General features: G+C 39.3%; 20 protein-coding genes. 6 read left to right on the top strand and 14 right to left on the bottom strand.

Annotated features, from left to right (window positions below; all coding sequences use genetic code 11):
• Window positions 1-19: 19 nt before the first annotated feature.
• From G611_RS0100100 to hpf, 3 genes are all read right to left on the bottom strand, one after another.
• Complete coding sequence (locus G611_RS0100100; RefSeq protein WP_028241865.1) at window positions 20-1063, bottom strand: D-alanine--D-alanine ligase family protein; 1044 nt, start codon at window positions 1061-1063, stop codon at window positions 20-22.
• Window positions 1064-1137: 74 nt separating this feature from the next.
• Window positions 1138-2112: a helix-turn-helix domain-containing protein gene (locus G611_RS13370; RefSeq protein ID WP_036947620.1), complete on the bottom strand. Its 975-nt coding sequence runs from the start codon at window positions 2110-2112 to the stop codon at window positions 1138-1140.
• Between the two features lie 99 nt (window positions 2113-2211).
• Window positions 2212-2745, bottom strand: a complete 534-nt coding sequence (gene hpf / locus G611_RS0100090; protein WP_028241864.1) for a ribosome hibernation-promoting factor, HPF/YfiA family — start codon at window positions 2743-2745, stop codon at window positions 2212-2214.
• 237 nt (window positions 2746-2982) lie between these two features.
• Between hpf and ymfI the strand changes: the two genes are divergently transcribed.
• Window positions 2983-3714, top strand: a complete 732-nt coding sequence (gene ymfI, locus G611_RS0100085) for an elongation factor P 5-aminopentanone reductase (protein WP_028241863.1) — start codon at window positions 2983-2985, stop codon at window positions 3712-3714.
• 645 nt (window positions 3715-4359) lie between these two features.
• Here ymfI and G611_RS0100080 read toward each other — a convergent pair.
• Both G611_RS0100080 and G611_RS0100075 read right to left on the bottom strand, forming a co-directional pair.
• Window positions 4360-4953 (bottom strand): Hpt domain-containing protein, encoded by a 594-nt coding sequence (locus G611_RS0100080; RefSeq protein WP_028241862.1) that lies wholly within the window; start codon window positions 4951-4953, stop codon window positions 4360-4362.
• Window positions 4954-4981: 28 nt separating this feature from the next.
• Complete coding sequence (locus G611_RS0100075) at window positions 4982-5947, bottom strand: helix-turn-helix transcriptional regulator (RefSeq protein WP_028241861.1); 966 nt, start codon at window positions 5945-5947, stop codon at window positions 4982-4984.
• An 87-nt stretch (window positions 5948-6034) separates the two neighbouring features.
• On the opposite strand from G611_RS0100075, the gene G611_RS0100070 reads away from it, so the two are divergent.
• The 3 genes from G611_RS0100070 (at window position 6035) to G611_RS13365 (ending at window position 9033) form a co-directional block, all read left to right on the top strand.
• Window positions 6035-7414 carry a hypothetical protein gene (locus G611_RS0100070; RefSeq protein ID WP_028241860.1) on the top strand — a complete coding sequence of 460 codons (1380 nt, stop codon included), beginning with the start codon at window positions 6035-6037 and terminating at the stop codon, window positions 7412-7414.
• A 1-nt stretch (window position 7415) separates the two neighbouring features.
• Window positions 7416-8705 (top strand): UDP-N-acetylmuramoyl-L-alanine--D-glutamate ligase, encoded by a 1290-nt coding sequence (gene murD, locus G611_RS0100065; RefSeq protein ID WP_028241859.1) that lies wholly within the window; start codon window positions 7416-7418, stop codon window positions 8703-8705.
• A 67-nt stretch (window positions 8706-8772) separates the two neighbouring features.
• Window positions 8773-9033, top strand: coding sequence for a hypothetical protein (locus G611_RS13365; RefSeq protein ID WP_051194970.1), 261 nt, complete (start codon window positions 8773-8775; stop codon window positions 9031-9033).
• Here the strand turns inward: G611_RS13365 and G611_RS0100055 are convergent.
• The 9 genes from G611_RS0100055 to nadA form a co-directional block, all read right to left on the bottom strand.
• The gene (locus tag G611_RS0100055) at window positions 9028-11700 is read right to left on the bottom strand and encodes an AAA family ATPase (protein ID WP_028241858.1); all 2673 of its coding nucleotides are present in this window, start codon (window positions 11698-11700) and stop codon (window positions 9028-9030) included. The two genes, G611_RS13365 and G611_RS0100055, sit on opposite strands and share 6 nt — an antisense overlap.
• Window positions 11701-12783: a metallophosphoesterase family protein gene (locus G611_RS0100050; RefSeq protein WP_028241857.1), complete on the bottom strand. Its 1083-nt coding sequence runs from the start codon at window positions 12781-12783 to the stop codon at window positions 11701-11703.
• Between the two features lie 829 nt (window positions 12784-13612).
• Window positions 13613-14383: a response regulator gene (locus G611_RS0100045; protein WP_028241856.1), complete on the bottom strand. Its 771-nt coding sequence runs from the start codon at window positions 14381-14383 to the stop codon at window positions 13613-13615.
• Between the two features lie 9 nt (window positions 14384-14392).
• Window positions 14393-16834 carry an ATP-binding protein gene (locus G611_RS15020; RefSeq protein WP_051194969.1) on the bottom strand — a complete coding sequence of 814 codons (2442 nt, stop codon included), beginning with the start codon at window positions 16832-16834 and terminating at the stop codon, window positions 14393-14395.
• A gap of 143 nt (window positions 16835-16977) precedes the next feature.
• Window positions 16978-17652: a uracil-DNA glycosylase gene (ung, locus tag G611_RS0100035; RefSeq protein WP_028241855.1), complete on the bottom strand. Its 675-nt coding sequence runs from the start codon at window positions 17650-17652 to the stop codon at window positions 16978-16980.
• A 12-nt stretch (window positions 17653-17664) separates the two neighbouring features.
• Entirely contained in the window at window positions 17665-18192 is a 528-nt protein-coding gene (locus G611_RS0100030) for a transcription repressor NadR (RefSeq protein WP_028241854.1), read from the bottom strand.
• Window positions 18193-18202: 10 nt separating this feature from the next.
• Window positions 18203-19054 (bottom strand): carboxylating nicotinate-nucleotide diphosphorylase, encoded by an 852-nt coding sequence (nadC, locus tag G611_RS0100025; RefSeq protein ID WP_028241853.1) that lies wholly within the window; start codon window positions 19052-19054, stop codon window positions 18203-18205.
• Complete coding sequence (locus G611_RS0100020; protein ID WP_196801511.1) at window positions 19054-20358, bottom strand: L-aspartate oxidase; 1305 nt, start codon at window positions 20356-20358, stop codon at window positions 19054-19056. Before G611_RS0100020 ends, nadC begins: the two co-directional genes overlap by 1 nt.
• On the bottom strand, window positions 20358-21263 hold the full coding sequence (gene nadA, locus G611_RS0100015; RefSeq protein WP_028241851.1) for a quinolinate synthase NadA: 906 nt from the start codon (window positions 21261-21263) through the stop codon (window positions 20358-20360). Before nadA ends, G611_RS0100020 begins: the two co-directional genes overlap by 1 nt.
• Before the next feature lie 173 nt (window positions 21264-21436).
• Here nadA and G611_RS0100010 point away from each other — a divergent pair, with 173 nt between their 5' ends.
• Both G611_RS0100010 and G611_RS13355 read left to right on the top strand, forming a co-directional pair.
• Window positions 21437-22588 (top strand): acyltransferase family protein, encoded by a 1152-nt coding sequence (locus G611_RS0100010; RefSeq protein ID WP_028241850.1) that lies wholly within the window; start codon window positions 21437-21439, stop codon window positions 22586-22588.
• 217 nt (window positions 22589-22805) lie between these two features.
• Window positions 22806-24224: an IS1182 family transposase gene (locus tag G611_RS13355; RefSeq protein ID WP_155942219.1), complete on the top strand. Its 1419-nt coding sequence runs from the start codon at window positions 22806-22808 to the stop codon at window positions 24222-24224.
• Window positions 24225-24323 lie beyond the last annotated feature (99 nt).

The following is a 24323-nucleotide window of genomic DNA, read 5'->3' as shown; positions in this document are numbered from 1 at the left end:
TCTCTCTTACTTCTATTTTCTAATTGTATTTCTTAAACGATACCTCAATTAAATGTTCACACAAATCCTCGAAATTCATGCCTACTACAGCTGCCTCCTGTGGGAGTAAGCTTGTAGGTGTCATACCAGGAAGTGTGTTGGCCTCTAAACAATAAATGTTTTCATCTGAATCCATCATGAAATCCATTCTTGCATATGTTGTAAGGCCTAGAGCCTTGAATGCCATCTCAGCATACTTTTGCATTTCAGCTGTTGCCTTAGCGCTGATTTCAGCTGGACAAGTCTCAACTGCAGAACCTGCTGCATATTTGTTTTTGTAATCATAAAAGCCCTGCTTTGGTGCGATTTCGATAATAGGTAAAGCCTTACCTTCGATAACACCATCTGAGAACTCACGACCTGAGATGAATTGCTCTATAACTACTTCGTTTTCCCATTCAAATGCTGCATCAAGTGCTGCATCAAGCTCTGATTCAGATTCAACAATAGTAACACCAATTGAAGATCCACCACAGTTTGGCTTAACGATACATGGGTACTTCTCGAATGAAAAGCCTGCTCTGTTTTCCTTCTTAAGAGATGTTCCTACTGGTGTTGGAACCCCTGCTCTATCAAGTACATCCTTTGTCATCTGCTTGTCCATTGCAATGGCGCTTGAGATGTAATCGTTTCCTGTGTATTTAATTCCGTATAAATCAAAAGCAGCCTGAACCTTACCGCTTTCTCCGTCACCACCGTGAAGAGCCATAAATACTATATCAGCCTTCTGGCAAATCTTGATAACGTTAGGTCCAAAGAAGCTTGGGCTTTGATCCTTACGGCTGGCAATGATAGCCTTGATATCTGGAGCCTCAGTTGGGATAGAATCAACCTTAACTGAATTACCCTCGCTATCCTCGAAAATATTTGTAATATCACATTCTTTATCAGAATATCCCATAAAAACATCGAGTACTAATGCTCTATGTCCTCTTGCACGAAGTGCCTTAGCTACCATAGTTCCTGACTTAAAAGATACGTCACGTTCAGAGCTAAGTCCTCCTGCTAAAACTACTATATCCATAATTAACCTCTTCTTTTTCAAAAATCTTCATTGGTTAATATAGTATTTTTCCATGAAAATTACAATAGTACATCTTAACCCATTTGGTTTAATCTATATATCTTTAACATGTGAGTCATAAGATTATCTGTTGAAATAAAAAACCTATCAATTATCCTTACTCCATCATCGTCATTATTTTTCTTACAGTAATCATGCTGTACCTTCAAAGCACTATATATTACTTGGGTGTCGAAGTTGGATATATATTCTCCAAATATAAATGAAAGGCACTCATAGGCACCTTTAAAATCTCTTCTATCCAATAATAAGCTAGCCATAACTACTGATATTTCTAAATACCGTTCCCGTACCTTTGGACTATCCAGATAGCATTTGTTATAAAGCAGACCTTTAAATATTAATTCCGCTGTATTATCATCCCCCATAGCCAAATGAGTTTTGGCAATAATAAAAAACAGTTCATATTCTATATTAGAAAGTCTTACATCTGGTATATCCTTATAATCTGGAATTTTCCGCCTAAGCTCAAATATGCCTATAGCCTCGTCTAGAAAAACTTCTAGCGTCATGCCGTTTTGCCTTGAACGAATCAAATGAGCAAAAACGAAATACTGTTTATCTACCTCATAATCTGAATCATAATTAATATGTTCCCATTCATAAATATCGTTACTGTTTCTTTTCTTCTCGAAATTTCTTATTGTATTTTCTGAAATACCCTCTTTTATATCCATATATTCCTGTAGCTTATCTATCTTATTTTCAATATCTTCAATACGCCCCCTTTTAATGGCTTTAAGCAACTCCGCCCTTGCCTGTTTGAACTTAAAGAGTCGTTCCATGCTCAACTCGTCATAAGAAAATCCAAAGCCCTCAAAAAGTTCATTTAGCTTATCGAATAACCTCTTTCCTATATATTCTTGTCCATTTTCTATCTTTGAAATAGTAGGCATTGTGCATCCCACCGTTAAAGCTAAATCTAACTGGCTCATATTCATTTTCTTTCTCATCCAACGCAGGAACTGTCCGAATGCTTTAATGTCCATAAAAATACCTCCTTTGCTATAAAACCATTGGCGTATTAATTGGATTATAGCAATAGGAGGTTAATTCTTTTTGTCTATTCTGTTGTCAAATTTTAAACTTTAGAACTCTGGCTCTATCAAGCCGTAAGCTCCGTTCTTTCTTTTGTAAACTACGTTGATTTCATCGGTGTCAGCATTGCGGAACATGAAGAAATCATGTCCTAACATTTCCATTTCAAGGCAAGCATCCTCAGCATACATAGGCTTCATATCAAATGTTTTCTTGCGGATAATCTGGATTTTCTCCTCATCTGCTTCCTTTTCCTCTATGAAATCCTGAGCAAAGATTGTTCTTGAATCTGACTGCTTTCTATCGATGATTTTATTTCTGTACTTTTTAAGCTGTGCTTCAAGTGTATTAGTCACTGCCTCGATTGAAGCATACATGTCTGATGTGGTTTCCTCAGCTCTAAGATAAGAGCCCTTCATAGGAATAGTAACTTCGATTTTCTGACGTCCTTTCTCTACGTCAAGTGTGATAATAGCCTCTGTGTCCTTAGTGAAGTATTTGTCTAATTTTTTGAAACGCTCCTCCACAGCGTCCTTTAATCCTGCTGTTAATTCAATGTTCTTTCCTGTGATTGTTGTTTTCATGATGTCTACCACCTTTACGACGTATTTGAAAAACTATAAAACAGATTAGCCAATTTGGCTAAATTTATATTTGCTAGGAAGTTTTTCATGTAAAAATTATACCAAGACTATCACTTTTTAACAAGGCTTTTATCTGAATTCTTTATTACTAGATTATTAATTGTGTATACAATGGGTCTATTCCTGAGGAATGAAAAAAGATGTGATATAATAACTATCAAAAGGAAGGTACAGAAAATGAAAAAAACTGCAATTATTACCGGAGCAAGCAGAGGAATAGGTAAGGCCTGCGCGGCTGCCCTTGCCAAAGAAGGCTACCATCTTGCTTTGTTTTGTCACAACAATATAGATATGCTTAACGACTTTGCAGCAACACTACGCAAGGATTACAAAATAGAAGTTTACACCTATGCCGGCGACATTGCTGACAGCGGCTTCACTATTCCTGCATGCGAGGATGCAATCGAAAAGCTGGGGCAGGTGGATGTTCTTATTAATAATGCAGGCATCGCACATATTGGTCTGCTTACAGATATGTCCTTAGATGAGTGGGATGAAATGATTGGCACTAACCTGTCTCCTTTATTCTACACTGCTAAAGCTGTCGTTCCTGCCATGGTTCATGCTAAATCTGGCAATATAATCAACATTAGCTCCATGTGGGGCACTGTTGGAGCCAGCTGCGAGGTGGCTTATTCTGCTGCAAAGGGTGGAGTCAATTCCTTCACTAAAGCATTAGGTAAGGAGCTTGCACTAAGCGGCATAGCAGTAAACGCCATTGCCTGCGGTGTGGTTGACACTGACATGAACGGAATGCTATCAGCAGAAGAAAAGCAAGAGCTCTCCGACGAAATCCCAGCTGGCCGCTTCTGCACCCCAGAAGAAATTGCTGGGACTGCTCTTTCCATAATAAAAGCCCCATCATATATGACAGGGCAGATAATTGGCGTGGACGGAGGCTACATCTAAGCGAGGCTACTATTCAATCCGCCCTAAACTGTGTTTGCATGGCCCGGCCATAGGCCCCACACCCTCACACAGGGGAATATCATTTGAGCAGATTTGTAGATTATCTTAATGTGAGTAATCTTGCATCTGTAGGTGTACTTACTAAGCTTTTACAATTCGAAGGTAATGTGTGCTGAGAGCGGACATATTTGTAGTTTTACAAGCATGTGCATTAGCAGGATTAGCCCCTATTACTTTTTTGCTATTACATTCGCTAATAAAAATTAAAAAAGCAGGTTTTGAATATATAGCCACCGTGGCACATTCGACATCGTGTCTCAAGTGACCACTTGCGCCGCCGTCCTAGCGGCGCATACCTATATATTCAAAACCTGCTTTTTATTTTTCTAAGCTCACTCCAAAGCAAAAAGTAATAGGGGCTAATCCTGCTAATACACATGCTCTTTAATTTTAGTATATGTCCGCCCTCAGCATACTTTACCGACAGAATTGTAAAACTTTGTAAGAACACCTACGAATAAAGATGCAAGATTTTACATTTAGATAATCTAAAATCTGTGATTGTATTCCCCTGTGTGAGGGTGTGGGGCCTATGGGCGGGTCATGTTCCTATCATGAATATAGACGGATTGAATAGTAGCCAACCTATCCCATAAGAGTCTGTTCCATTTCCTCCCACTCTAATTTATGAAAATGTGTCTTGAAAAGTGCCATTTGTTTTTGATCCTCATCTGGCAGCTGATATGTGCTAAGTTCTTCTAGAATCATTTCAACAGCACTATAATCCCTGGAAGGACACACTTCTCTAAGAGCATTATATGCGTCTTCTAGCTCATCCTTTGTGATGGGCTTTTTTATTGCTTTAATTCGACGTTTCTCTGACATGTAGCTATCAAGCCTGCTAATGTAGCTTCTGTATAATGAAAGGAAGCTATCAACATTAGCATCTATGTATGGCATATTAGCTGATTTGCCAGCCGACTCAAGTAAATAAGCTTCTTCAGAAAGCTCCTTAGCACCTATCATCCTTGCTGAGGTTTTCAGTGCGTGAACCTTTATAGTAAAAAGCTCTATATTTTTATTTTGGTATGCATCTTCTATTGTAGTTGCATTGTCCTCGATATCATCATAAAAGGATTCAAGGAATTTTTCGAAATCCCTAAGACTTCCACAATATTGCAAGCCATCCATAAGTGATATTCCATCAACCTTGGAAAGCTCTATTTCATTAACATTCATATCTACCCCTACCTAAAAAAACAATATATCACAAATCAAGTATTTTTCTAAGGTATTCTTTGAACTTTTCTTCCTCCGCTTCAGGGAAGCAAATGGTTGCTCCAACGCCTGTTAACCATCCATAAAACTGTGGTGAGATGGCAACAGATATTCTAGCCTTTATATAATCGACACCATCAGGTCTAACATCTATTTCCTTGCCAAATTTATCCAGTACAACACCAATCAGTCGCTTTTCAAATCTGATGGTAACTACTCTTTCTTCTCCTGCAAACATACTGATATGCTGCTTAACGTATTCCTGTGGATTAAGGGATGCACGCTCCTCAGCTCCCGAACGCTCCTCTGATGTCATGGCCGCCGAAATCATTTTATCTACGCGGTAGTGGCGAATCTGTCTGCTGTCGTCATCGAAAGCTACCAGATAATAGTTTTCGTCATTACGCAACAAAAAAGCAGGGCTAACAACATAGGTCTTGCCGCCATGTCTTGGCTGCATTTCCTTTGTCACAGTCCACTCCTGATATTTGAAGGACATTTTCCTATCATTATCAAGGCACTGATATATTACGTCGATTGTGTAAAAAATCTTTTCGTTTCCAGATGAGGCCTTTTCTGGCACAACCACCTGGCGGCTAAGCTGGGCCGCCTCATCAATACTAGCAAGGCCAGTGATTTTATCCACAAGCTCTTTTGTTTTTTTCTGAGATATAAACTTTGATGCACCAACTGCATCCACAAGAAGCTTTAGTTCTGCTAGCTCAAACACTCGACTGCCGATATAATATCCCTTTTCGCCCTTAACCACATCGATGCCTGCATCTATCAAAGTAGACATATCCTTGTAGACAGTTTTACGTTCTGCGGGAATTCCCCTTTCCTGCAAACGTCTTGTCATTTCGATGGCGTTTATCTGATGATTCTCGTCGCTTTCTGTCATAAGAATCTGGTACTCATTTAAAATTTTAAGTTTCTGTCCTCCAACGTGTGGCATGGCATACCTCTCTACAATTTATATAGCATTTGTGATATAATTCTAATTTGATTATAAGTTAGTTTTTATACGATTTAAAGGAAATATATGAGCAGAGAAGAATTTTATAAAAAATGTAGAAAGGATTATCCAACATTCACTTATCAGGGATATTCCTATGATTTAAATGACGATGGAATTAGCATGACTTTCGACTTTTCAATCGATGGTCTTTCAGAATTTCATCCAACATGGTTCATTCCAAGAATCCATGCTATCACAAATTTAGATGAGAACCTCATTGATGAAATGGTATTCTCACTTGGTATGGTTGAGCTTATCAGCTATTGGAAGATTGCCTGTCCACCAACTGTTTACATCAAAGACAGAATGCTTAGTGCTGAGCAGATTAAATGGTGGAAGAAGCTTTACTGGGGCGGTCTTGGAGAATTCTATTACACCAATGGCATTGAAGAAAACCAGGATTGCTTCATGACTATCAAATGCGATTCTGAAAAAGCCTGCAACATGCCTAAGTTTGCTACCAATAACAACATTGAAGCAGGTGCTACGCCAAAGGTAATGATACCTGTTGGTGGCGGTAAGGATTCGGTAGTTTCTATCGAGCTTCTGAAGAATAAGGCTGATGTTAACTGCTACGTTATCAATTCACGTGGTGCCACTGATGCCACTGTTGAAGTAGGTGAGCTTACCGACAAAACTATCTACGCTAAGCGTACACTTGATAAAAACATGCTTGATTTAAATGCAAAGGGATACCTAAATGGACATACTCCATTTTCAGCCTTGGTTGCATTTTCCAGCATTATTGCAGGATATCTTAACGGACTTGGTTTCGTTGCACTTTCAAATGAATCCAGCGCAAACGAATCCACAGTTGCTGGCAGCTATGTAAACCACCAGTACTCTAAGTCTTATGAATTCGAAGAGGACTTCAGATACTACGAGCGCACATTTATCGGAAGCGGTGTGTACTACTTCAGCTTCCTTCGCCCACTTGCAGAGCTTCAGATTGCCATGCTGTTTTCTAAATTCAAGAAATACCACAGCGTGTTCAAAAGCTGCAACGTAGGTAGCAAGCAGGACATCTGGTGCGGCCACTGTCCTAAGTGCCTATTCGTTTACATTATCCTTTCTCCATTCCTTACATTAGAGGAATTGGATGCCATCTTCGGCAAAAGATTATTTGAAGACGAAGGCCTTATGGAAGACTTCGATAAGCTTTGTGGAATCCTTCCAGAAAAGCCATTTGAATGCGTAGGAAGCCGTGATGAAGTTAACGCATCTATCATTGAAGCAATTCGTATATACGATAACAAGGGAATCGAACTTCCACTACTTCTTAGCCACTACAAAGCTGCTAAGCCTGTAGCTTCAGACGATTTCAAAGCTATAGTAAATGCGTACTCTAATGAGCATGGTCTAAATGAATATTTCGAAAATATAATAAAGGACGCTTTAAAATAAAATGAAAGAGACAATTAGAAATTTAGTTAAAGATAAAAAGGTTTTAATTCTTGGTTTTGGTCGCGAAGGTCAGTCAAGCTTTCGCCTTATTTCTTCAGTAGGAGGATATGAATGCTTAGACATCGCTGATGCTAATGCAGTAAGCTCAGACCTTACAGCCATGCACAATGTTATCACTGGGGCAAACTACTTAGATTGTCTGGATGATTATGATGTAGTGTTAAAGAGCCCTGGCATCGTTCTTCCTAAGGATATCAAGGAATACAAATGCCACATCACATGTCAGGCTGATTTATTCCTTATGGTTTACGGTGCTCAGACAATCGGTATCACTGGTACAAAGGGCAAGTCCACAACTTCTTCACTTTTATATCATATACTTAAAACATGCGGTAAGGACGTGCTATTCGGTGGCAACATCGGTCTTCCTATTTTTGATATTACAGACCAGATTCATCCACGTACCATTATCGTATTTGAGCTTTCTTGCCACCAGCTTGAATATGCTCATTATTCGCCATCTAAGGCTATCCTTCTAAACCTTTACGAGGATCACCTTGACCATTATGGCACTGTTGAAAAATACTGGAACGCTAAGAAGAACATATACAGAAACCAGGGTTACTGCGATTTCCTATTCTGCAATCCTGATTTCCTACCAACACCTGGAGAATGCAAGGCTGCTGTTATCAAGGTTAAGTCAGCAGACCTTCCTTTCAAATCATTTGAAGAAATCCCTGGTGTTACTCTTCGCGGAACACACAACCTTTTCAACACTGCTTTTGTATATGATGTTTGTAGAAGATACGACATCACTGATGATGAATTCATGAAGGCTCTTGCAAGCTTCAAGACACTTGCTCACCGTCTTCAGTTCATTGGCAAGAAGGATGATGTTGATTACTACGATGATTCAATTTCTACCACAGTAGAATCTGCCATCAGTGCAGTTCGTGCCATTCCTAATGCTGGCACTATCTTACTTGGAGGTATGGATAGAGGAATCGATTACGACCCATTAGTAGAATTTTTACCTACCACTAGATTAGAGCACATTATTCTTATGTACGACAGTGGTAAGGTTATTTTAGATAAGCTTAAGGCTACTGCAAGCCAGGATTTCATGAGCAGAGTAACTTACATTGAAGAACTTGCCGATGCCTGCACATTTGCAGTAGAAAACGCTAGCAAAGGAACTGCTGTTATTTTATCACCAGCTGCTGCCAGCTACGGCCACTTCAAAAACTTCGAACAACGCGGTGATTTCTTCAAGGAACATGTAGGTCTATAGGCTTCTCCCTTTGGGAGAAGCTGTCAGCGCAGCTGACTGATGAGGGTAATCCCCGGAGGATTAAACTATGCCAAGACTAAACCTAAATCCAGAAGGTCCAATCACAAGACATTGCGAAAAGTGTGGCTGCAGAATCCCTGTCAGCTCACCTTACGATAAATGTAAGGAATGCATGAAAAATGAACTCTTTCCAAAAGTGAAAGAGTTCATTCTAAATAACTATGATGTTAATGAAATGATGGTAGCCCAAGAATTTGGAATCGATAAAACCCTCATCCATGAGTGGGTCCGTGAAGGCCATCTTGAGTACAAACATACTCAATTATAACCTACTATCATGACATGTGAAATACACTGTCTGGCGTTCGTCGGCTATAGTATGAAGGAGTTTTAACGACTCCTTTATTTTTTTGTCATCCAGGTTTGTAAATGGGTCATCCAAAATAAGGATTGGCTTTTCCTCTGGGTATAGCACGTCCACTAAGGCAAGACGTGAGCAAAGTGCTACTAAATCCTGATATCCTTGGGATAGATATTCAGCGCCCTTGGTGCTGCCTGAATAGGTAAGCTTGATGTTAAGGTCCATATCAAGCTCGAAGTCGTCGATGGCGTAGCCAGATTTTGTTCCTTCTGGACCATCAATAAGGCTTAAGTATTTGTGCAAGCCATTCTGAAGTGGCTGCATGTATTTGGACTGGAAGCTTTCTCTGGCACGATTAAGGAAATCCTCTGTCTTGCCTAAGATATCTGCCTCCTTTTTGTATTCCTTTTCCTTTACTTCAAGACGCTCTATCTGGTCTGAAATATCGCTTAATCGTTCTACCTCTTCTAGAGCCTGGGATAGGTTCTCCTTCTCCTGAATCAACTGCTTATTAAGCTCCATAATCTGTTCATCCAGTTCTGACTGCTTCTGCTGCAAATCATCAACAGATTGAACCTCTTCGTTTACATCGAATTCTGCTTCAAACTTTGTTATAGCGTCCTTAAGTTCATCAATACGAGCCTTTATTGCCTCGTATTCACGCTTTTTAAGACCGATGCTTTGGATAGCCTCGGCACGGCGCAAGCTCTCATCCACAGGATATCTTTTGATGATTTTTTCGATATCGGCAGTCATGGTTCTGATTGAATTCTCATGGCTGGCCATTTCCTCTAAGGCTTCTAGGTGCTTTGCGTATTTATCGGCATCCTTTTTAAGTTGTGACAGGAATTCATACTCACCGCCCATATCGTACAGATTGATTCCATAGCAGCTGGCAAATGGCTGAATCTTTGTGTAAAGCTCAAGCTGTAAATCAGCCAGCTCATCAAGTGTTCCCTCTGCCTCCTGATGGCGTGAGTTTTCCTCGTCCAAAAGATGTCTATATTGGTCAAGCTTACGTCTGATTTCGTAAACATTTTCCTGCATGGTTGAAGCTCTTGTAAGGAGGAAATGTGATAAGAAGTCCTCGCATTCTTCCTCTAATTCTCTAAGCTCAAGATTGCTAAGTTCAAGAGCATCCTCTTCCTCTTCAACTCTGTCTGCATATTCTTCAGCCTGCTTAAGCTTATTCTTGTGAGAACGTCGTCCACTAATTATCAGGAATATCACATCAGCAATGATAGCCACCACGCTGACAATTTCAACAATCCTTCCAACAATATCTGCCATGTAATTGCTAAACACAACGCCTGAAAGGATAAATATAACAAGGAGGATAGTGCCAAGTATGTGCCAAACCGTAACGGTATTGTTTCGGCTTACCTTTTCGTTGGCCTCCTGCTCTGCCCTTAAGGTGATAAGTCTTTCGTTGCTTTGGCTAATACGTGCCTGAAGGCCTGTGATCTGGGTTGTCTGACGTTCTATGTGAGCCAGTTGCTCATCTGTAGGCACCAGCTTATCAAAGAAGAATTTAAGCTCTGTAAGCTGTTTAGATGATTCCTCTGATAGCTTTGAATGTTCTGCCTTGGCTCTAAGCTCAGAAAGATTTGCAGCCATTTTGTTCCACATGGCAAACTCTGTGTCATCTGGGATTCTGTTCATAAATGGCTTATCAAAAACATTTCCTTCTCTATCAAGGTCTTCATTTAAGGCCTTAAATGCTCTTTCGTGAACAGCCAAATCACGTTCGGTCTGTTCTAGCATGATTATCTCATCATCTGTAGGAATGCCTGCTGCAAAGAAGTTATCAAGGTCTGATATCTTTTGCTCCTCGGCCATAAGATTTTCCTTGTGAATCTTATAGGCGCCAAGCTCCTGCTCCTTTTTACTCTGAAGCTGGATGCTTTCTGCAAGCTTTGCCTTTTCATTGTTAAGATTATCCAGGTTCTGCTGCTTTTCTTCGATAAGGCAGCTCATGGCCTCAACGCTCTCTTCAATGGCTGGAAGCTTTTCAAACTCTTCCTTGCATTTATTAATTTCCTGCCTAGTGCCAAATAACTTACCTGGGTTTATCTTACTGTTGCGGGTGTATTCCACCCTAGCATCCTTAACACTTTTAAGAGCTGTATCAAAGTTATTGATATCGTCCCTGGCTGATGTAAGATTTCCCATCTTAGCATTCAGTGAATCTGTCATAGCTGTTCCAAGGGAAAGCTGTGGAATATACACACTCTTTTCAAAGGAATCTCTATCTACCAAAAACAGCTCTTCACCAATGTCCTCTGAGTAATCGTTGCTAACAAGACCTGTTTCGTTATCGTAAAGCACAAAAGTATCATCCTTATCTGTTCTACCAAAGGTACGCTCGATACGATACTGTCTGTTCTTAGTGCTGAACACGATATTACCGCCACAAAGGCTTCCGTCCCATGGCAAATAATGATTACGCTCTAGAAGCTTTTTCTTTGTATTTGGGGAATATTCCAGGCCATAAAACATAGCCTTGATAAACACCGAAAATGTAGTTTTACCCCAACCATTCTCCTGAAGGATTGAGTTAAAACCATCGTTAAAATCATATTTAAATTCTGTAATCTTGCCAAAATGGGCAATATAACACGAAATAAGTTTCATTTATAATTCCTCCCCCATTATGGCTCTAATACCAATTTCGATAATTTTGGCCTTTTCATCCTCATCCATATCCTGAGACTGAACAAGTCTAACAAATTCGCCCTTAAGACTTTTATCGTATTTGAAACTATCGTAATCTACTAAAGTCTTGGTTCTGTCGTAGCATTTTACGAAGAAATATTTATTTTCAAATAAGCGCACAAAACGAATGATATCCAGTTCATCATCCAATTCACGCTCACCTGTAAGCACAAACTTAACAAGATCCTGATCATCTACATCCAGAAGCTGCTCTCTAGCCTTTGATGCAACAGCCTGCAAATCCATATCTGCAGTAACCTCTACATTTATTTCATGCAGACGTCTAAGAGCAAATGGAATGAATTCAGATGTTATTTTTCCATCCTCTATCTCCATGAGAACAAAACCCTTATCACCTGTTTCATCAAAACCACGTCCCTCCAGGCAACCTGGATAGCAGTAAACGCCTCTATCATCCAGTGCCTCAAAGATAAACTTATGAACATGACCTAAAGCCAGGTAATCAATAAATTTGCCCTTAAGAGCCTGTGTATTGATAATCTCTGCCCCGCCCTTGCCATCATAATCAGACTGCTGACCATGAAGCATAACGATATTAGTGGCAGCCGAATCTAAAACCAAACGCTGTGCCATAGTAGAGATATTAGATGAGTTAATCTCCATACCAGTGATTACCACATCCTCACATTCATAACTGGTCCAGCCTTCTGAATTGAACATATGAAAATTAGAAGGTATTTCATCTATACCTTCTTCCATAAAGTCGCATCTATCATGATTACCCTTGAGATAATAAAAATCAATCTCCGGTGCACCAATAATCTGCTCCACAACACGCTTTTTAATATCCTTACGGATATGTGTCTTGTCGAACAAATCACCAGCTATCAATATAGCCCTCACATCATTTTTCTTGGCGAATTCCACCATACGCTCGTAGGTCTCCACCAACTCAATACGTCTGAGTGAGGCTTGCTCTTTATCTAAATTACTTTCCATTTTGGAATCTAAGTGCAGGTCTGCACAGTGAATAATCTTCATTCGCATTATCCCCCGTAAAAACTACGTACATTCTACCATATTTGTTACTTCTTGTAACTAACAACCTCCATGTAGAGGGGGCTTCTTTCATTACTATTTCTGCTCCCAGGCCCCACTACTGCACAGCCCTCCATGGTAATACAATCGCAGATTCTAGTTTATCTAAATGTGTGTTATCTTGCTTATCTATTAGTAGATGTTCTTACAAGGTTTTACAATTCTGTCGGTAAGGTGTGTAGGGAGCGGACATAAAACGAAAGTATAGTGGCATGAGGATGAAGGGTGTAGGCCCTCCCCTGTTTGCCTTGGAACGAGCTTAGTAAAATAAAAAGTGAGTTTCACATATATTGGCATGAACCGCTAGGATGGCGGTTCAAGTGCGAAAGCAACACGATGTTGCATAGAGCACGGTGCCTATATATGAGAAACTCACTTTTTTAATTTTACTTAGCGAGTGGAGTGACAAATAGGGGAGGGCCTACACCCTTCATCCTCATGTCTCTCAGTCTACAATTATGTCCGCTCCCTACACACATTACCTTCGAATTGTAAAAGCCATGTAAGTACACCTACATAAGCAAGATAACACACATTAAGATAATCACGAATCTGCTCAAATGATATTACCATGGAGGGCTGTGCAGTAGTGGGGCCTGGGAGGACATAAAAAAATGAGGCCACCTATGTGCTACATAAGTGCCCCCACCTTTGTACAGTAAGTAAGTCTAGTGACTTATTAGATGTAATTTTAGTGTATAAATGTGTAATAATGTTGAAAATTCCACATTTATAGTATGAACAAAGCGTGTAAAATTAAGGTTTTACGCGCTTAGACGTCAGCCTGTTTAAGGAAGATGTTTTCGATGGCGTTGATGATTTTGGTCTGCATTGGTGGCTTTACGAAGTAGCCGGCAGGCTTTAAATCAAGTACCGCATCTACATGCTCCTTATCAGCGATGCCTGTAAGGAAGATTACTGGAACATCCTTGTAATCCTCTTCTGAACGAATCATTTCTAGTGTCTGCTTCCCATCTACAACAGGCATTTCGTAGTCAAGGATAATCAAATCTGGCTTGTCCTGCCCCATAGCCTTCATACACTGAGCTGCAGATGTTGCAAGTGTTACTCTGTATTTGTCCTGAAGCATGTTGCGCATGTTTCGAAGAAGTACTGGATTGTCATCTACCACAATTATATGGCGCTTTTCTATTTCCACTACAGCGTTTAGGATGGCATCGGCATTCATATTGAATTCCTTGCAGATAGCCCTGATTATAGTTTCCTTTGTAGGCTGTATAATGTGTTTACACTGACCTGAATAGTAATATGAAATGAACATCTGCTTTTTCATCTCACGGCCATATGTAATTACAGGAATCTCAGCGTTGTACTCCTGGATTGCCTCATAGATATCTGAATGAATAACTTCAAAATCATCGATATCCATCAAAATCAGTTCAGGTGCAAATAACTTAAGCATGCTCTTAACTATCTTGGCATTGCTAGTGCACAGCTGAGTATGAAAATGCTGTGATAAGAAAGTATTTACATCTGATGGCGAATCTGAACTAAAATCGCCTACTATTAGTATTTTTCTCATAAATTACTCCTAACTCTGTAGCTTGTCTATATCTTCAAGCGCCTCATCAACCTCTAGGTTCATCATATGTAGATTAAGATGATCTATCTTTGCTTGCATATCTTCATCATAAGTATACGCCATTATTTGCTTCATGTTGTTATCTGCTGCTTCCGAATCGTGTGTCATTATTGACATTTTTAGCATTTCTAGCAATGCAAATAATTCATCCATATCCTCCAGCGCTGGTTTAGTCACGTCCGATGTAAGAACTGAAAGCCTTGATTGCATTGAATCTAACTCCTCGATGAGGATTGGTGTCATAATTCTAACTCTTTCAATATCCCCATCTCTTGCTGCATATTCAAGAAGCTTTGCAACACCGCCTAGGGATGTAGCGCCTATGGTGTTTGACATGCTTTTAATTCCATGAACCTTGATTCTGTAATCCTCTAGGATTGACTCGTCTAGATTGTTGTAATATCTAAGAAGCTCATCTCTTTCAAATCCGATTGAATCATAAAAATCAATGGCTGATTGGTATACCATGTTGGAATCTGGGAAATGTAGTAAAGCGTAATCCCAGTCGATTCCTTCTATATCAGGAAGCTCTATTTTTTTGGTGCGATTCTTCCTAGCTTCATCCTTTGCGTCTGGCTCATGATATTCAAGCAGACTCTGTGGAAGGAAATCTCTTATCATCTTTTCCAGCTGAGCTGGAACTACCGGCTTGGAAAGGAAACCGTGGAAGCCCATTGTAAGATATCTGTCCTTGGCTCCCGCTATAGCATTTGCAGTTAATGCGATTACCGGTGTTCCTAGGCATTTGTTGCCATCAAGAGTAGCCATCGCCTTGAAGGTTTCTACACCGTCCATGCCTGGCATCATATGGTCTAAGAAAATCATATCAAAATGCTGTTGCTTTATAAGCTGTAAGCATTCAGCACCACTAGCTGCTTCCTTTATCTTAACTTTTGAATCCTTTAACAGTGCCACAAATACCTTACGGTTCATTGTGTTATCATCAACAATAAGAAATGTGGCATTCGGTGCTTCAAAGCTTGTGCTGTATTCATAATTTGCAGTAAGCTGTTTCAGCTTCTGTTCAAAATCTCCTATTGGTTCGCCATTAACAACCTCTTGTGTAAGAGTGAAGTAGAATGTTGAGCCTTCACCATAGGTGCTGTCAACCTCAAGGTTGCTACCCATCATCTTAAGAAGATTCTGGGTAATGGTCATTCCAAGACCTGCGCCTTCGATATTTCGGTTTCTGTTAACCTCCAAACGTTCGAAGGATTCAAACATTCTTTTTATATCTTCCGGCTTAATTCCAATACCTGTATCCTTAACCTTAAATGTCAAATCCACATACTGTCCAAAGCTTTTTTCACAGGTTACTGTGATTTCTATGTAGCCTTCCTGTGTGTATTTAACTGCGTTTGTAATAATGTTTGTAAGGACCTGTTTAATTCTTATATCATCACCCAGCATGTTGCATGGGATGTTGTTTGCTATGTTCAACCTAAGCTCTAGGTTCTTTTCTTTGGCTCTAAGGTTTACGTTGTTTAGCACGTCGTGCATAAGGCTCATAAATGCATATTCACCTTTGACGATACCCATCTTACCGGATTCAATTTTGGTGATATCAAGAATATCATTAATGAGCGACAACAGGTTTTGAGATGCTGTCTTTATATCTAATGCGTACTCTTCAACAACCTTTTCTGATGTTTCCCTAAGAATCATTTCATCCATACCCATGATGGTATTGATAGGAGTTCTGATTTCGTGGGACATGTTAGCAAGGAAATTACTCTTTGCTTCAGTAGCTGTCTGAGCCTGCTTTTCAGCCTTTTTAGCCTGCAATGTTTTCTCTAGCAAATCATCATTATTGATGGCTGCCTGTTTGTACAGCTTGTCGTAAATGTTGCGTTGGAATTTGATGATTGCTCCAGTTGCAAAGGAACAAATCATCAATGACTGAACCACATCAAAGAAAACGCTTTGCCTTGATTCCAGGTTCACTACATATTCCGGATGATAATAGGAAATAGCGTAACAACCAGCTACTATGGCAACATCCGTAAGAAGCATAAACACAAAATCCATTCCATCCAAAAGCATGAAAATAAAAATGATACCCATGGAAAACCAGCAGACCATACCACTGTTAATTCCGCCGGTGACAAAAAACATAACAGGGAAAAGACCAATAGCCACTGCAAAGCAAACGGCAATAGTACTGTTCTTTAAATAATTACGGAAATTCGCCATGTATATACATACACCATCGATAATAATAGACACTATAATAACGGCTGTCAGAATACCTGACATGCCGTTTAATATATTAAATGGAATTGTTATTATGCCACCTAGGAACCCTGTGATTGTGATGATATTGAATAACACCAAATCAGTGGGTAGGTCTGGGCTAAAAAATATTTTGTTGAATGCCTTGAGCTTCTTCAAAACCGTCACTCCAAATCTATCTCATATATCTTCGAAAAGCCCGACACTATAATGAACGTGCGTGGTTTCCTAAAATAAATATAATAGAATAATACTAATTCGACAAGTATTTGAAGAGCGAGAAATAGTGAAGTTTTTGTGTCCTAAATATTTTCTATCTGCCAATCGATAGGTGTTAACCCTTTGGAAATCAAAAATTCGTTAGTTTGGCTGAAATGCTTACATCCAAAGAAGCCTCTGTAGGCTGATAATGGTGATGGATGTGGCGCACGCAAAATCAAGTGATTTGGGTTGTTTAGCTTAGCGCACTTTTTAGCTGCTGGCGAACCCCATAATAAGAATACAATTGGTCTGTCCTGCTTATTAAGGATGTCGATTACAGCATCTGTAAACTGTTCCCAGCCCATACCTGCATGGCTGGCAGCCTGATGTGCACGAACTGTAAGAACGTTGTTGAGCATTAGCACACCCTGTCTTGCCCATTTTTCCAAATAACCGTTGTTTGGAATATAGCAGCCCAAATCATCGTTAAGCTCCTTGTAAATGTTTACAAGAGATGGTGGTGTTTTCACCCCTGGCTTTACAGAAAAGCACAGACCATGTGCCTGGCCTGGCTCATGATATGGATCTTGCCCTATAATAACAACCTTAACATCCTTCAGTGGTGTAAAATCAAAGGCATTGAAAATATCGTCTGCTGGTGGATAGACGACATTTTCATGATATTCCTTTTTTACATTTTCATATAGTGATTTATAGTATGGTTTCTTAAACTCTGGAGTAAGTGGCTCCAACCAATCATTAGAAATTGCTGACATTTATTCTCCTTTTTACTGCAATATCCAGTCATCAAGCGGCAGCCAGAACCCTTTTTCCTTAAGCTCTTCTTCAATCACATCAAGTGTTTCCTCACTATCAGCGCTGATAACGTGATAATGATATCCGCTGGTTGCAGAGCTTAACGATTTAGATTTTCCTGACTTGATAGCCTCCATAAATTCCTTGGCTGCTCTTCTGCTGTTAACATTAAGTGGAGCTTCTAATCTGTTGTAGTATCTATGATTGATGATGATGTTTTCAGCGCATCCTCCATTGTCTACAATTGCATATAACTCATCTAAAATCTCATCATCTGTGTGATGGCTTTTGATGATTCGCTTGCATTTGCTTTCACCATTAATAACGTATCCTCTGTTGGTAGATGTAATATCCACTCCGTTGGCTCTGATTAATGCCATATCTGTGACGATAACCTGACGGCTTACATCCAATTCTTTAGCAAGGGCTGTTCCGGACACAGGAGTATCGCATTTACGAATTATTTCTATTATCTTTTTTCGTCTTGTTTCTCCGTCCATATGGCCTCCATTAAATTGCATGCAGATTCTTCATTGAAATATCAAGGATTGGTGCAGAATGTGTAAGCGCACCGCTTGATACATAATCAACTCCACTGTCGATAATGTTTTTGATATTTTCCTTTGTTACGTTGCCTGAGCACTCTGTCTTTGCTCGGCCATTTATTATTTTAACAGCTTCCTTCATAGTTGCAACATCCATATTATCAAGCATGATAATATCTGCTCCCGCATCTGCTGCTTCCTTTACCTGATCTAAGGTTTCTGTTTCGATTTCAATCTTTCTAACAAATGGAGCGTAAGCCTTTGCCATCTGAATAGCCTTTGTGATAGAGCCTGCTGCACCGATGTGATTATCCTTTAAAAGCACACCATCTGAAAGATTGTATCTGTGGTTCTGACCACCGCCGCACTTTACTGCATACTTTTCAAAAATACGCATATTTGGTGTTGTCTTTCTTGTGTCTAATAAAACTGTATTGCTGCCAGCTAAAAGCTTTGCCACCTCATTTGTATAGGTTGCGATACCACTCATTCTCTGAAGATAATTTAAAGCAACACGCTCGCCTGATAAAAGAACTCTGATATCTCCCTTTACCTTTGCCATAAGCTGTCCCTTTGTTACGGCATCACCATCTTTTACGTACTTTTCCACAACTGTGCTTTCATCTAACAGCTTGAATACACGCTCGTATACGTCCATTCCACAGATAATACCATCCTGCTTTGCAATAAGGTCTACCTTACCTGCTTTTGCTTCTGGCATCACTGCGTTAGTGCTTACATCCTCGCTAGATATATCTTCGCGAAGAGCCATTTTAATTAGCTCATCTGCGTTAAGTCTCATTGTAATGTCGTTCATTATATTGCCTCCTTCTCGGCTCTAAGATTTGCTTCCTTTTTAATTTCCCCCACTACCATTGCATGATAGTTTTCCATTATGGTTGGAAGGTCCTGATATCCATCCACGTTTACCATGTTTTCAAAATCAGCTGCTTTTTTGAAGCTAGACTGTGCTGCAATATCAAACGCTGCTCGCTTTGCAAACACAAGGCTTTCAAGTAACGAATTGCTGGCAAGGCGATTTCTGCCATGTACACCATTACAGCTGGTTTCGCCTACTGCATACAGCTGATCCATAGTTGTTCTGCTATCCTTATCAACATATATACCACCCATAAAATAATGCTGTGCTGGAACAACTGGCACCCATGTCTTAAGAGGATCATAGCCTGCCTCTACACAGTGCTGATATATATTAGGGAAGTGATTTAAGATTTCTTCCTTTGGAATAGGAGAAAAATCTAACCATACATGCTCTGTCCCCTGTTCCTTCATCTTTGCAAGAATGGCATTACTTACCACATCTCTAGGCTGCAGCTCATCTGTAAAACGCTCACCGTTTTTGTCCCTAAGCACTGCGCCTTCTCCTCGCACTGATTCAGAAATAAGGAAGCTTCTACCGTTTTGTCTTGTGAAAAGTGTGGTTGGATGAATCTGTACATAATCACAGTTTTCAAGCTTTACGTTATGATACATGGCAAGTGCTAATGCATCTCCTGATATATGTCGGAAGTTTGTGGAATGTGGGTAAACTCCTCCAAGTCCTCCGCAAGCAAGTACAGTAACATCAGCCTCGATTGCTTCTGTTTTTCCATCCATATCTGCCACTACTATTCCGTAGCATGTATTATCATGGCATACCCAATCTACCATAGTAGTATGAGCCTTCAGCGTTATGTTTTCGCGCTCCATTGCTCTGGCTAAAAGTTTACTTGTTATCTCTCTTCCTGTCACGTCAGCATGGAACAAAATTCTATTGTTAGAATGTGCACCTTCCTTCGTAAATACGAATTCCCCATTCTTCTTTTCAAATTCTACTCCATAGCCTTCCAAATCTGCGATGATGGCCTGTGAGCTTCTTATCATGATTTCAACTGATTCCTTACGGTTCTCGTAATGCCCTGCTCGCATTGTATCTTCAAAATAAGAATCGTAATCATCATCGTCTCTAAGCATGCAGATACCGCCCTGGGCTAAGAAGCTATCACTGCCATCAAGAGCATCCTTTGATATACAAAGTATTTTTTTGTCCTGTGGTAGGCTTAAGGCGCAGAACAAACCTGCCGCACCAGTTCCTACTATTACTACATCATATTTTTCCATTATTTTGCCAACTCCAACATTCTTTTAAGTGGTACCAGCGACTTCTCTCGCTTTTCATCACTAACTTCAACTACGCCTGTGTTATCTCTAAGACAATCTCTCACCTTTTCCAATGTTACCTTTTTCATATTAGGGCAAATCTGAACTGAGCCTGCTGCAAAAAACTGCTTATCAGGATTATTCTTCTTAAGCTGATAAAGCACGCCAAGCTCTGTAGAAATAATGAATTCCTTCTTATCAGATTTGGTAGCATAATCGATGATTCCTGATGTGCTTCCGATATAATCTGCAAGCTCAAGTACATCTAATGTACACTCTGGATGAATAAGAACCTCTGCCTCAGGATGAGATTCCTTTGCCTTTTTAATCATGTCTGCTGTAACGGCCTTATGCACATGGCAATAACCATCATTAAATATAAAGTTCTTTTCAGGAAGCTTGCTTGCAATATATCTTCCAAGATTTTCATCTGGGATGAAAAAAATATTCTTATTAGGAAGTGCCTTAACAATCTTCATGGCATTAGCCGATGTTACGCACACATCTGAATGCATCTTAAGCTCCGCTGTAGAATTGATATAGCAAACAACTGCAACATCATCATATTCCTTGCGAACCTGTTCAATGCGCTCCACTTCTGCCATGTGTGCCATAGGACAATCTGCCTTAGCATCAGGAAGCAGCACGGTCTTGTCAGGATTCAAAATCTTAGCCGACTCTCCCATAAAATTAACACCTGCAAAAACTATAGTGCTTTCCTTCAAATCAACAGCTACCTTAGCCAGATAGTAGCTATCCCCCACATAGTCTGCAATAGCCTGCACCTCATCATTAACATAATAATGTGCAAGCACCACCGCATTCCTTTCCTTCTTCAACTGCTCTATTTCTTCTACCAGTGTCATAACATTTCTCCTTTTACGTAACACATTAATTGTCAGCTAGTATATCACATGAATAGTCTACTGACAAGACAGTAGTTAAGGCAGTAACCTATTTATGTTTTATTGGACTTTGGGGAACAAAACTGTATAATAAAGGTTTGTAGAAAATATAAAGATAGTAAGAGGTACTTTTAATGAACAAAAACGCTTCACGAGCATCTAATTTTGAATTACTACGAATACTTGCAATGCTCATGATTATTTCATATCACATCATCATTCACTGTGTTAATGTGCAGTTGGTAAATGCTGATTCCATCGAAAGATTGCAAAATGGCTGGTTCAATCAGCCTTTGTTTTTCAGACAGCTTTTAGGTGTAGCCCTGATGATGCCATTTGGCCTTGTTGGAAATTCATTATTCATTATGATTTCTGGATACTTTTTGGCTGAGAAGGAAATAGATATTTTCAAGACTTCTAAGAAGCTTTTGATGCAGCTACTATTTGCTGCAATCGTTCTTGTAATTGCGTCAACGCACTTTATCAGTAGCGGAAGATATTTATTACATGAAAACACACTTTTTAGCTATATCCGTATTCAGTACTTTAATAAGATGTCATGGTTTGTTGGATACTATTTCATAATTATTTTTATTGCTTATCTTGGACTTAACAAATTCCTAGCTTCCCTTGATAGCAAGAAATACTTAGGCTTCATGCTTGCCATACTCACCATTTCACAGCTTGGCTGGTCAGGCTCACTTTTAGATGATTTGGCTGGTGGCCTTCGTACTGTTGTTGTTGGTATATTCTTATTTTCAATTGGTGGATACATTAAAAGATTTAATCCATTTGAGAAAGTTCGAGCTTATGTGTTGTTTCTAATTATCATTCTTACAAATGTTTTGATTGGATTATCTTATTACAACACTACAAACGGAAAGATTCAGGCTTATTACTATAGCCTTACTGATACAACAATAGAACCTGTTGAATTCGTCCAGTATATGCCTAAATACGAAAACTACAGCATTGTGGTTATCATCCTTGGCATTTGCATCTTCGAGTTATTCAGAAGACTTCCTATGCCTTCTGTAAAGCTTATTAACTGGATTGCGGCCCCAACATTTATGATTTACTTACTTCATGATAATGGTTTTTCATATAGCATTTGGGAGACACAGGATTGGATAACACTTCTTTATAACGATTTCTCAGGATTCGCTTGTAAGCTATTTTGCTGGGCTGGTGCGATATTTGCATTTGGATTTGTTGCTTATTATATCTACTTAATTCTTGTAACACTTATTGTTAAGTGCAAATGGTTATTCATAAAAAGTAAATAAATATAAAAAAGGGGCTCCTTAACGGAGCCCTCAGAGTGTAGACAAAGTGTCGCGGCTTCCGCCGCGACCTTTTCTTTTTTTATAAGGAGGAACTGGAGTCAGAGGACCCCAGTTCTTTCATTTTTAAACCAACTTATACCTTAGAAAGCCTTGATTTTACAAGCTTTATAGCCACTTTTTTGATATAATAAAACTATCAAAACAAGGGGTTAGAATAATGATTACAGAACAAAATGAGAAGGCTAGAAAGCAGATTGAATTTGTATGTACTGATGATTTAGTTCCTCAAGATCATCTTCTAAGAATCATAGATAAAGCAATTGATTGGTCTTTTATTTATGATTTAGTCAGAGATAAATATTCTCCTGATCAGGGGCGTCCAAGTATTGATCCTGTCACTCTAATCAAAATCCCATTGCTTCAATATTTATACGGAATTAAAAGCATGCGCCAGACTATAAAAGAGATTGAGGTGAATGTTGCTTTTAGATGGTTTCTTGGGCTTGAACTTTATGATAAGGTTCCTCATTTTTCAACCTTCGGTAAGAACTATTCAAGAAGATTCGAAGGTACTGATTTATTTGAGCAAATCTTTCAGCACATCTTGGAAGAATGCTATCGCTTCAAACTTGTTGACCCAACAGAAATTTTTGTTGATGCAACTCATGTAAAAGCAAGAGCTAATAATAAAAAGATGCAACGAAGAATCGCTCAGCAGGAAGCATTGTTTTATGAAGAGATGCTAAGAAAAGAAATATCATCAGATAGAGCTGCTCATGGTAAAAAGCCATTGAAAGATAAAGATGATGATAACCACTCATCTGGTTCGTCAGGAGGTAATGATAAGTTTGAAGAATACACTGATGATGTTCCATTGGATGGTAAAACAATCAAATGTAGCACTACTGATCCTGAAAGTGGTTGGTTTAGAAAGGGTGAGCACAAACATGTCTTTGCTTATGGAATAGAAACTGCCTGTGATAAAAATGGGTGGATTTTAGGTTTTGATGTTAATCCTGGCAATGAGCATGACAGCAGAACTTTCAAAGGTCTGTATGATAAGCTTCAAAATATTGGAATGGAAAAATGTGTTGTTGATGCAGGATATAAAACTCCAGCCATTGCGAAGTTATTACTCGATGATGGTGTAAAACCTGTTTTTCCATACAAAGCACCAATGACAAAAGATGGTTTCTTCAAGAAATATGAGTATGTCTATGATGAATACAACGACTGTTATATTTGCCCTAATAACCAAATATTAAAATACAGTACTACAAACAGAGATGGTTACAAGGAATACAAAAGTTGCAGTCACATATGTGAGAAATGTGAGTTCTTAGGACAATGTACAGCAAGTAAGAATCACGTAAAAGTTGTAAACCGTCATGTCTGGGAAGAATACATGGAAGCATGTGAAGATATAAGACAGACCTTAGGTATGAAAGAGTTATACTCTCACAGAAAAGAAACCATAGAAAGAATCTTTGGAACAGCTAAAGAGAATCATGGTTTTAGGTATACACAGATGTATGGTAAAGCGCGCATGACAATGAAAGTCGCGCTTACCTTTGCGTGTATGAATTTAAAGAAACTAGCAAAAATGCAACAAGAATGGGAATTGAAAATGGCCTAAAGAAAGGCCATTTTTAACAAAAATCCAAAAAAGAATCTTGGAAAAAGGAAAGGATGCTGCAAAACCGAGTTTTGCAGCATCCTCTTTGTCTACAGTCTG

Origin of the sequence: Pseudobutyrivibrio ruminis AD2017, from assembly GCF_000424305.1 — a bacterium.
Classification (GTDB): domain Bacteria; phylum Bacillota; class Clostridia; order Lachnospirales; family Lachnospiraceae; genus Pseudobutyrivibrio; species Pseudobutyrivibrio ruminis_B.
This window is presented reverse-complemented; position numbering and strand designations above follow the sequence as displayed.

Excerpts from the sequence above, each read along its gene's own strand:
- G611_RS0100100 (WP_028241865.1), bottom strand. The coding sequence starts at position 1,063 with ATGGATATAGTAGTTTTAGCAGGAGGACTTAGCTCTGAACGTGACGTA.
- G611_RS13370 (WP_036947620.1), bottom strand. The coding sequence starts at position 2,112 with ATGGACATTAAAGCATTCGGACAGTTCCTGCGTTGGATGAGAAAGAAA.
- hpf (WP_028241864.1), bottom strand. The coding sequence starts at position 2,745 with ATGAAAACAACAATCACAGGAAAGAACATTGAATTAACAGCAGGATTA.
- ymfI (WP_028241863.1), top strand. The coding sequence starts at position 2,983 with ATGAAAAAAACTGCAATTATTACCGGAGCAAGCAGAGGAATAGGTAAG.
- G611_RS0100080 (WP_028241862.1), bottom strand. The coding sequence starts at position 4,953 with ATGAATGTTAATGAAATAGAGCTTTCCAAGGTTGATGGAATATCACTT.
- G611_RS0100075 (WP_028241861.1), bottom strand. The coding sequence starts at position 5,947 with ATGCCACACGTTGGAGGACAGAAACTTAAAATTTTAAATGAGTACCAG.
- G611_RS0100070 (WP_028241860.1), top strand. The coding sequence starts at position 6,035 with ATGAGCAGAGAAGAATTTTATAAAAAATGTAGAAAGGATTATCCAACA.
- murD (WP_028241859.1), top strand. The coding sequence starts at position 7,416 with ATGAAAGAGACAATTAGAAATTTAGTTAAAGATAAAAAGGTTTTAATT.
- G611_RS13365 (WP_051194970.1), top strand. The coding sequence starts at position 8,773 with ATGCCAAGACTAAACCTAAATCCAGAAGGTCCAATCACAAGACATTGC.
- G611_RS0100055 (WP_028241858.1), bottom strand. The coding sequence starts at position 11,700 with ATGAAACTTATTTCGTGTTATATTGCCCATTTTGGCAAGATTACAGAA.
- G611_RS0100050 (WP_028241857.1), bottom strand. The coding sequence starts at position 12,783 with ATGAAGATTATTCACTGTGCAGACCTGCACTTAGATTCCAAAATGGAA.
- G611_RS0100045 (WP_028241856.1), bottom strand. The coding sequence starts at position 14,383 with ATGAGAAAAATACTAATAGTAGGCGATTTTAGTTCAGATTCGCCATCA.
- ung (WP_028241855.1), bottom strand. The coding sequence starts at position 17,652 with ATGTCAGCAATTTCTAATGATTGGTTGGAGCCACTTACTCCAGAGTTT.
- G611_RS0100030 (WP_028241854.1), bottom strand. The coding sequence starts at position 18,192 with ATGGACGGAGAAACAAGACGAAAAAAGATAATAGAAATAATTCGTAAA.
- nadC (WP_028241853.1), bottom strand. The coding sequence starts at position 19,054 with ATGAACGACATTACAATGAGACTTAACGCAGATGAGCTAATTAAAATG.
- G611_RS0100020 (WP_196801511.1), bottom strand. The coding sequence starts at position 20,358 with ATGGAAAAATATGATGTAGTAATAGTAGGAACTGGTGCGGCAGGTTTG.
- nadA (WP_028241851.1), bottom strand. The coding sequence starts at position 21,263 with ATGACACTGGTAGAAGAAATAGAGCAGTTGAAGAAGGAAAGGAATGCG.
- G611_RS0100010 (WP_028241850.1), top strand. The coding sequence starts at position 21,437 with ATGAACAAAAACGCTTCACGAGCATCTAATTTTGAATTACTACGAATA.
- G611_RS13355 (WP_155942219.1), top strand. The coding sequence starts at position 22,806 with ATGATTACAGAACAAAATGAGAAGGCTAGAAAGCAGATTGAATTTGTA.